The following is a 7446-nucleotide window of genomic DNA, read 5'->3' on the forward strand; positions in this document are numbered from 1 at the left end:
GAAATGTTTGGACACAGCTGCAAAACTATCGAAAAAATTGCTGCAGACTGCTGTGAACGCCAATGCTTCGGATATTCACTTCTACCCTTTCTCCGATCAAGTCACGATTTACTTCCGTGTATTTGGAAAAAGAATACGACACCGGACAATCTCAGCGAACCAATACCAATTATTACTCACGTACTATAAGTTTACATCAGGAATGGATATAGGTGAAGTCCGTAAACCACAAAATGGCACCACCATTCATGAGCAGTTCGACCACCATTACGCATTGCGTCTTTCCACGCTTCCGGTCGCCCAAACAGAAAGCCTGGCCATCCGGATCCTCCCGCAGGAAAGCAACCTGACCCTTGATAATCTTTTCCTATTTCCGAATCAATTGAACAAGCTGAAGAAATGGATCACCAACAAAAGCGGGATTATTCTGCTGACAGGGCCGACCGGCAGCGGAAAAACAACGACCTTGTATGCGCTTTTGCAAAAAATCCTGACCGAAAAATCATACCAGACGATCACATTGGAAGATCCGATTGAAAAGGAGATCAATGACATTTTGCAGGTGCAAGTCAATGAAAAAGCGGGAATGACATATCAGACAGGACTTAAAGCCGCTCTTAGGCACGATCCGGATATCATCATGATCGGGGAAATCAGAGACAGATTTACGGCACAGTTTGCATTTGATGCATCACTCACCGGACATCTCGTCTTAAGTACATTACATGCAAAAAATGCTGCCGGAACCGTCCAACGTCTCATTGAATTGGGCATGAAAGAAACAGATCTGAAGCAGTCATTAATAGCAGTCGCAGCATTGCAATTACTTCCGGTTCAAATCAATCAGCATGTAGCCAGACGGGGTGCCATCATGGAGCTCCTGGATGGGACTTTGCTCGAAGATACTATTATTAATGGAGGGGATATGCTATCAACAGATCATTTTCACACATTCGATCACTTACGAAAGAAGGCTTTTGCATATGGATTTATCGCTGAAGAAACGTTTTTGGCAACCGGGGAATAATGGCCCAAAAAAAGAGGTTCAGTTACGCTTTTTGCGTCGTCTGCTGCGATTACTGCACAACGGCTATCCCATTATTGAAGCCCTTCACATGCTGCAATGGGACCGGCAATTACAGGCAATTGCCTCCTCCGTTATGACGTCACTTAAATCCGGCAGCCCCTTTGATGAAGCATTGGAGCGAATAGCTTTCAATCAGGCCATAACGGATTACTTATATTTTGTCCGAAGCAACGGTGATCTTTCCACCAGTATTGAAAAATGTATGACCATGTTTGAACAGCGTATGCTTTATATGAAAAAATTCCGGGAAACAGCACGATACCCGGCCATACTGTTCATCGTGTTTGCGGTACTCTTATATTTTGTCAAACAGTCGGTTCTCCCTTCCTTTATCGACTTGTTTCAAAACAGCGCCGAAACAGCTTCCGGAGTTATGCTGACTATGGCACTGATCGACTTTGCCGGGCAATTATTCGGTGTGCTGATGCTCATCATCGCTGCTGGCTTCCTGGTATGGCGATTCAACCAGCGAAAAGTAAGCATTGATAAACGTATCCGGTTTTACAGTAAGCTCCCTGTTTACCGGGAATACAAAACCATGGAAGTCTCCTTTCTATTTGCCACCCACCTCAGCTCTTTATTGACAACAGGACTATCCTTAAAAGAAATTCTGGCGAATATGTCCGAACAGAAAAAACAGCCGATACTTGCTTATTACGCCTCGTTACTGACGGATGACTTATCCAAAGGCATCTATGTTACAAACTTACTGGGTAATTTACCATTAATCGACGACCAAGTTGCCGCCATTTTTCAAAAAAATGCAGACAAAGAGGCCCTGGAAAAAGACTTATCCGTTTATGCGGAATTTCAGACAGAAGAAATGCACCGCAAAATTATGAAAATCATCACCTATTTGCAACCGGTTTTCTTTACGGTGCTGGCCGGTCTGATCATTTTCATTTACATGGCACTTATGTGGCCGATGTTCCAATTAATCAATACAATCTGACAAAAGGAGTTGCAAGCTATGTTCAAAAACCAACGAGGCTTTACGTTAATTGAAACGAATATGGGCTATTACCCATTCTATAAAAATGAAAAACATTAGCTAAAATGGACCGCCTAACTAAATTATAGGCGGTCTTATTGCTTTTGTTAATTTTAGAGTTTACTCCAAAAGGCGAATTTTATTTATTTAATACACGCTTCATGGCATGAAGGGGGTGCAACTTATGAAATAGCATTAGAACTTATTAATAGTTTGGTGATTGTGTTGTTATGTTTTATGATACTGTCCTATGACTAAAAGGTTGCCAGTGTAAACTAGGTACCCTTATCTCAAGAAGAAAACTCTGCTATAATGGTTCGAGTGATTAACAAATTGCAGGTGTTTATAGTGATAAATATTATAAAAAAAGGTGAATGGGCTGAAGTTCTCATTCCATCAAAATGGAACGCATATACAATTGAATCTTTCCTACAAAAAAACTGGCAAGTGCCTAAAAAACTTCTTCATGAGCTTCGTATAAAAAGAGGGATTAAACTAAATGGGGATATTGTACCCTGGGATGCTAAGCTCATTCCCAGTAAAAAACTTCAGGTGTACATGTTCCCTAAGGAAGAGTATGGTTTAAAGCCTACTTTTTTAGATGTGGACATTCTTTATGAAGATGACCATATCTTAATCGCAAATAAACTGGCAGGTATGGACACCCATCCAAACGCTCCTAGCGAGGAAGACACATTAGCTAATGGAGTGGCTTTTCATCTACTTACTGAAGGGATCGAGGTAAAACCTCGGCATATCCATCGTTTAGACCGAAATACAACCGGAGCCATTATCTTTGCCAAACATGCTCTAGCCAGTAGTATGATGGACAGATTACTGAAAATGCGAAAGATTAAACGAACTTATTTAGCACTTGTACATGGTAAGCTGAAGAATAACAAAGGAACAATCGCGCAACCCATTGGTCGAGATCGTCATCATCAAACACGGAGATGCATATCTAAATCAGGACAAAGTGCAAGAACGAAATATGAAACATTACTTTATAACCCAAAAGACAATACATCACTATTAAAGTTAGAACTAGACACCGGAAGGACGCATCAAATTCGTATACACATGAGTTATATGGGAAACCCACTTCTTGGCGATACACTATATGGAGGCAAAGAAAATAAACGTCAAGTGCTGCATGCAGCCAAAATTTCTATGGTTCATCCACTAACAGAAGAATATATTGAATGTATTGCTCCTTTTACCGATGATCCTCCCCTTTTCAACTATGATTTATCAAAGTTATCCTAAATCATATTTATTAAAGAAAATAGCTTGACCCGTTCCCTGAGGTTCTTTGAGTATACGTCATTCCATGATTACTTGTTTCAGGCAGACCTGATATGGATGTTCATGAAGCTACGACCCTGATGGGAGACCATCAAATCAGGCGATTGCCAGTGGTAGACAATGATCAGTTGGTCGGTATGGTGGCGCTCGGAGATTTTGCATCAGACAACATATATGCAAATGAGGCTGGTCAGGCATTGTCAAAAATTTCGGCTAAATCAAACCCGAAGACACCTGAAAACCCTCAAGCATGACAAGGTAAAAGGTCGCTGACACTGTCAGGGGCCTTTTCTGTAAATTTAATGCCTTTCCGCCTCCTTATGCAGGATACAAAAGCTAGGCATTTTTAAGAATTACTATAGAAGTATCATCAACGTTATCATTCAGTTATGCTCCTGTAACGACTTCAGACGATTTATAAACGACGGCTCTGTGAAGACTAAATCACTTGGATCTTCAGGATTGGCTATTTTAAAAGGGACGGCTTTGATATGAGTTTTGCTGTATGCTGTTTCTTTCGTAACCGTTAATATGATCGTACCTTCGTTTGCTGTAACCCCAGGCTCTGTAAAAAGCTCAATTAAAACATCGTTTTGTTGAAAATTGTTTACGTAAATGGTGCCATGATCACCCTCTGGATAACCGTTTAAGTTTAGTTTCCGATTTATACCTTTGGGTAACTGAACATCTATTTTAAATGGAAAAGAGGTGTCTATCTGGATCCACAGATAATTAGTTCCTTCTTCTTTGATCATTTTTGATTTAGCTAACGTAACATTTATCATAATTACCAGCTCTCTTAAGTAAGTTCTTTGATATTCCCGATTATTGGCGTGCTCTGCACTGTAATTGCTTAAAATCTAAAAAATTACAATTATCTATATAAAATACGAAACCCGAGGTTATTTAAATATGCCACTTGGGATTTTTCTTAACTTGTTATATTCTTTCGCCGTTTTTAAGTCTTTCAATAAATTCATTTAAGTCTTCTTTTTTAACTCGCCAATGTCTTCCGATTTTAAATCCAGGTAATTTTCCTTCTTGTACTAACTTATATGTGGTCATTTCACTAAGCTGTAAATATTCCGCTACTTGAGAAACTGTCATAATTTCTTGAGTCATAAAGGAAGCCTCCAAACTGTTAACCTAAAGTTATCTTACCATAAAACAGAGATGATTTTAAAAAAATTATAGAGAAATACAGTCGATTATAACGAATTATATTCAAATATACTTTTTTGTACTTTTGTGAAGTAGCATATCTATTTAAAGAAAAATAGAGAAATAGACAGAAAATCGTTGATGTTCGCGTTTTCATGGTATTTTGCAATCAATAATAATTATGGTATGATTCGCTTTATTGGAAAACGGAAACGACTTTTGAGCAAGTTTAAAGTTGGTATATAAACATAAAACAGCAAAGAGGTGCTTAATTGAAATTACAGGAAATAAAACAAGAATGGTTTGGAAATATACGGGGAGAAGTGTTGGCAGGAATAGTCGTAGCATTGGCTCTTATACCAGAGGCAATTGCTTTCTCTATTATCGCTGGCGTGGACCCGATGGTTGGTCTTTATGCATCGTTTTGTATTGCGGTCGTCATAGCAATTGTTGGGGGACGTCCGGGAATGATTTCCGGGGCAACCGGAGCAATGGCACTGCTCATGGCTGATTTAGTGGCTGACTATGGGCTGCAATATTTATTAGCAGCAACGATATTAACAGGAATTATTCAAATCTTATTTGGTGTTTTTAAATTATCGAAAGTGATGAAATTCGTTCCACGTTCAGTAATGGTCGGATTTGTGAACGCACTTGCCATTATGATTTTAATGGCACAGTTTCAGCATTTTGTTGGTGAAACATGGGTTATGTATGCTCTCGTTGGTATAACATTAGCTATTATCTATCTTTTTCCGCTTATAACAAAAGCTGTTCCATCGACACTTGTAGCAATTATTGTGGTAACAGCTATTGCGATTTATGGTAATCTGGAAGTAGGAACGGTGGGGGATATGGGAACGTTGACACAACAGTTACCCGTATTTTTAATTCCGTCCATTCCATTTACAGTCGAAACGTTCATGATTATCCTTCCGTACGCGTTGTCATTGGCAATTGTTGGATTACTGGAATCGCTTTTGACAGCTAATATTATTGATGATGCGACAGATACAGAAAGCAACAAAAACAAGGAAAGCAGTGGACAGGGAATTTCTAATGTTGTAACAGGATTTTTTGGTGGCATGGCTGGTTGTGCCATGATCGGTCAGTCGGTTATCAACGTAAAATCGGGAGGATCTCGCAGATTATCTTCACTCGTTGCCGGTGTGTTTTTGATGTTTTTAATTATTGTGCTGGGTGGGTTGGTTGTTCAAATTCCAATGGCAGCACTTGCTGGTGTCATGATCATGGTATCGATCAGTACGTTTGATTGGTCATCGGTTAAACATTTGAACAAACTGCCTAGAACAGATGCAGTTGTCATGATAGCAACCGTAGGCATTGTTCTCGTTACGCATAATTTATCCATTGGTGTGTTGGCGGGTGTATTGTTAAGTGCCATATTCTTCGCGGCAAAAATTTCTAAAATAAACGTGACTGAAGAACTTGTTTTACGCGAGCAGAAAAAAATCTATCGTGTAGAGGGACAATTGTTCTTCGCGTCGGTAAGTGAGTTTCCGGCTAAGTTTAACTTTGCGGACTCTGTTCATGAGGTTGAAATTGACTTAACATATGCGCATCTCTGGGATGATTCAGCCATCGGCGCTTTAGATAAAATTGAAATGAAATTTGAAGAAAATAATATTAACGTAACGTATTTAGGACTTAATGACGAAAGCCACTATTTGAAAAAACGTATAGGCGGATTGTCGAAAGCATCAGGTCATTAATGGTAAGCTGGACAAAGGGGTGAAGGATATGTTTAAACGAATACTTTTGGCGACTGATGGATCGAAGCATTCAGTTCGTTCAGCTGATCACGCGGTTCAACTTGCTAATCAATTTAATGGAACCATTGATGTCGTTTATGTGGTCGATGGCCAAACATCGAAAACGGATGTCTTGCACCATGATAATAAATATGAAATTGAGCATAAACGAAAAGAAAAGATTAAATCCGTTCAGGATCAAATTCGGCAATACGATATAGATTTTAAAGTCCATATACTGCACGGAGAGCCGGGACCCACGATAGTTGACTTTGCTAATTCAAATGATTTTGATTGTATTGTTATTGGAAGTCGTGGACTAAATAACCTGCAAACGATGATATTGGGTAGTGTTAGTCACAAGGTTGCTAAACGAGCAGATTGTCCAGTTCTCATTGTAAAATAAATTCATATAAAATAAGAAGGAACAACGCATTTTTATTTAATGTGTTGTTCCTTCTTTATATAATGGATTAGATTATAATCCTCTTTGTCCAAGTGGAATTCTGATGGGTGTTTTCCGATTAGCGTCAGACTGTGCATGGCTCTGGTCATAGCTACATACAATAATTTTATATCCAACTCGTTTTTTTCAAAGACTTCGTCAAAGCAAACTACAACTACAGCATCAAACTCAAGTCCTTTTGATAAATAGGATGGAACAATTATAATATTGCTATCTAGACTATCATTTTCTCGGAGAATTTGAGCGTCGATTTCTGCCTGTTTTTTTAATTCCTTATGAACCCATTTACATTCCATTTCAGTTTTTCCTATGATCGCAATGGAAGAAAGATCCCCTTTTTGCAGCCTATTAACTCCCCTGACTAATTCAGCAATCACCTCTTGTTTTGTATCAACTACAGTTAAAGCAGGTTTTTCACCGTGTCTGATAACTGGCTCAGCCGCTGGTAAGTCGTTATTAAGCTTACCCAACAATTCATTTGCTAAATCCATAATCTCAATAGTTGTTCTATAGCTTTTTTGAAGTGTTAAATAGTTTTGAGTATTGCGGTCAGTTTTTACCAGCCTTGCGGTTCTTTTTACCACACTTTGCACAAGAGTCTACCAGTGTTTGCGAAGTAATTTACCACCAATATAAAAGGCACGGGCGTTATGATAGCCCATGC

At 39.0% G+C, this 7446-nt stretch carries 9 protein-coding genes; 6 read left to right on the forward strand and 3 right to left on the reverse strand.

Annotation, left to right across the window (positions count from 1 at the left end; genetic code table 11):
* The first annotated feature begins 7 nt into the window (after positions 1–7).
* The 4 genes from comGA to ACFQ4A_RS03225 all read left to right on the forward strand — a co-directional run bounded on the left by comGA (position 8) and on the right by ACFQ4A_RS03225 (position 3637).
* Entirely contained in the window at positions 8–1027 is a 1020-nt protein-coding gene (gene comGA / locus ACFQ4A_RS03210) for a competence type IV pilus ATPase ComGA (protein WP_382397487.1), read from the forward strand.
* Positions 984–2039, forward strand: a complete 1056-nt coding sequence (gene comGB, locus ACFQ4A_RS03215; RefSeq protein ID WP_382397489.1) for a competence type IV pilus assembly protein ComGB — start codon at positions 984–986, stop codon at positions 2037–2039. The genes comGA and comGB overlap by 44 nt, the downstream gene beginning before the upstream one ends.
* Positions 2040–2429: 390 nt before the next feature.
* On the forward strand, positions 2430–3344 hold the full coding sequence (locus tag ACFQ4A_RS03220; protein WP_382397529.1) for an RluA family pseudouridine synthase: 915 nt from the start codon (positions 2430–2432) through the stop codon (positions 3342–3344).
* A 92-nt stretch (positions 3345–3436) separates the two neighbouring features.
* Positions 3437–3637: a CBS domain-containing protein gene (locus tag ACFQ4A_RS03225; RefSeq protein ID WP_382397491.1), complete on the forward strand. Its 201-nt coding sequence runs from the start codon at positions 3437–3439 to the stop codon at positions 3635–3637.
* Between the two features lie 129 nt (positions 3638–3766).
* Here ACFQ4A_RS03225 and ACFQ4A_RS03230 read toward each other — a convergent pair whose 3' ends face one another.
* Positions 3767–4168, reverse strand: coding sequence for a hypothetical protein (locus ACFQ4A_RS03230; RefSeq protein ID WP_382397493.1), 402 nt, complete (start codon positions 4166–4168; stop codon positions 3767–3769).
* A gap of 154 nt (positions 4169–4322) precedes the next feature.
* Positions 4323–4505 carry a helix-turn-helix domain-containing protein gene (locus ACFQ4A_RS03235; RefSeq protein ID WP_382397495.1) on the reverse strand — a complete coding sequence of 61 codons (183 nt, stop codon included), beginning with the start codon at positions 4503–4505 and terminating at the stop codon, positions 4323–4325.
* A 311-nt stretch (positions 4506–4816) separates the two neighbouring features.
* Between ACFQ4A_RS03235 and ACFQ4A_RS03240 the strand changes: the two genes are divergently transcribed.
* On the forward strand, positions 4817–6277 hold the full coding sequence (locus ACFQ4A_RS03240; protein ID WP_382397497.1) for a SulP family inorganic anion transporter: 1461 nt from the start codon (positions 4817–4819) through the stop codon (positions 6275–6277).
* A 28-nt stretch (positions 6278–6305) separates the two neighbouring features.
* The gene (locus tag ACFQ4A_RS03245; RefSeq protein WP_382397499.1) at positions 6306–6722 is read left to right on the forward strand and encodes a universal stress protein; all 417 of its coding nucleotides are present in this window, start codon (positions 6306–6308) and stop codon (positions 6720–6722) included.
* A 32-nt stretch (positions 6723–6754) separates the two neighbouring features.
* Here ACFQ4A_RS03245 and ACFQ4A_RS03250 read toward each other — a convergent pair whose 3' ends face one another.
* Positions 6755–7375: a 3'-5' exonuclease gene (locus ACFQ4A_RS03250; protein ID WP_382397501.1), complete on the reverse strand. Its 621-nt coding sequence runs from the start codon at positions 7373–7375 to the stop codon at positions 6755–6757.
* Positions 7376–7446 lie beyond the last annotated feature (71 nt).

This window comes from Lentibacillus salinarum, from assembly GCF_042679865.1.
Classification (GTDB): Bacteria; Bacillota; Bacilli; order Bacillales; family Amphibacillaceae; genus Lentibacillus; species Lentibacillus salinarum.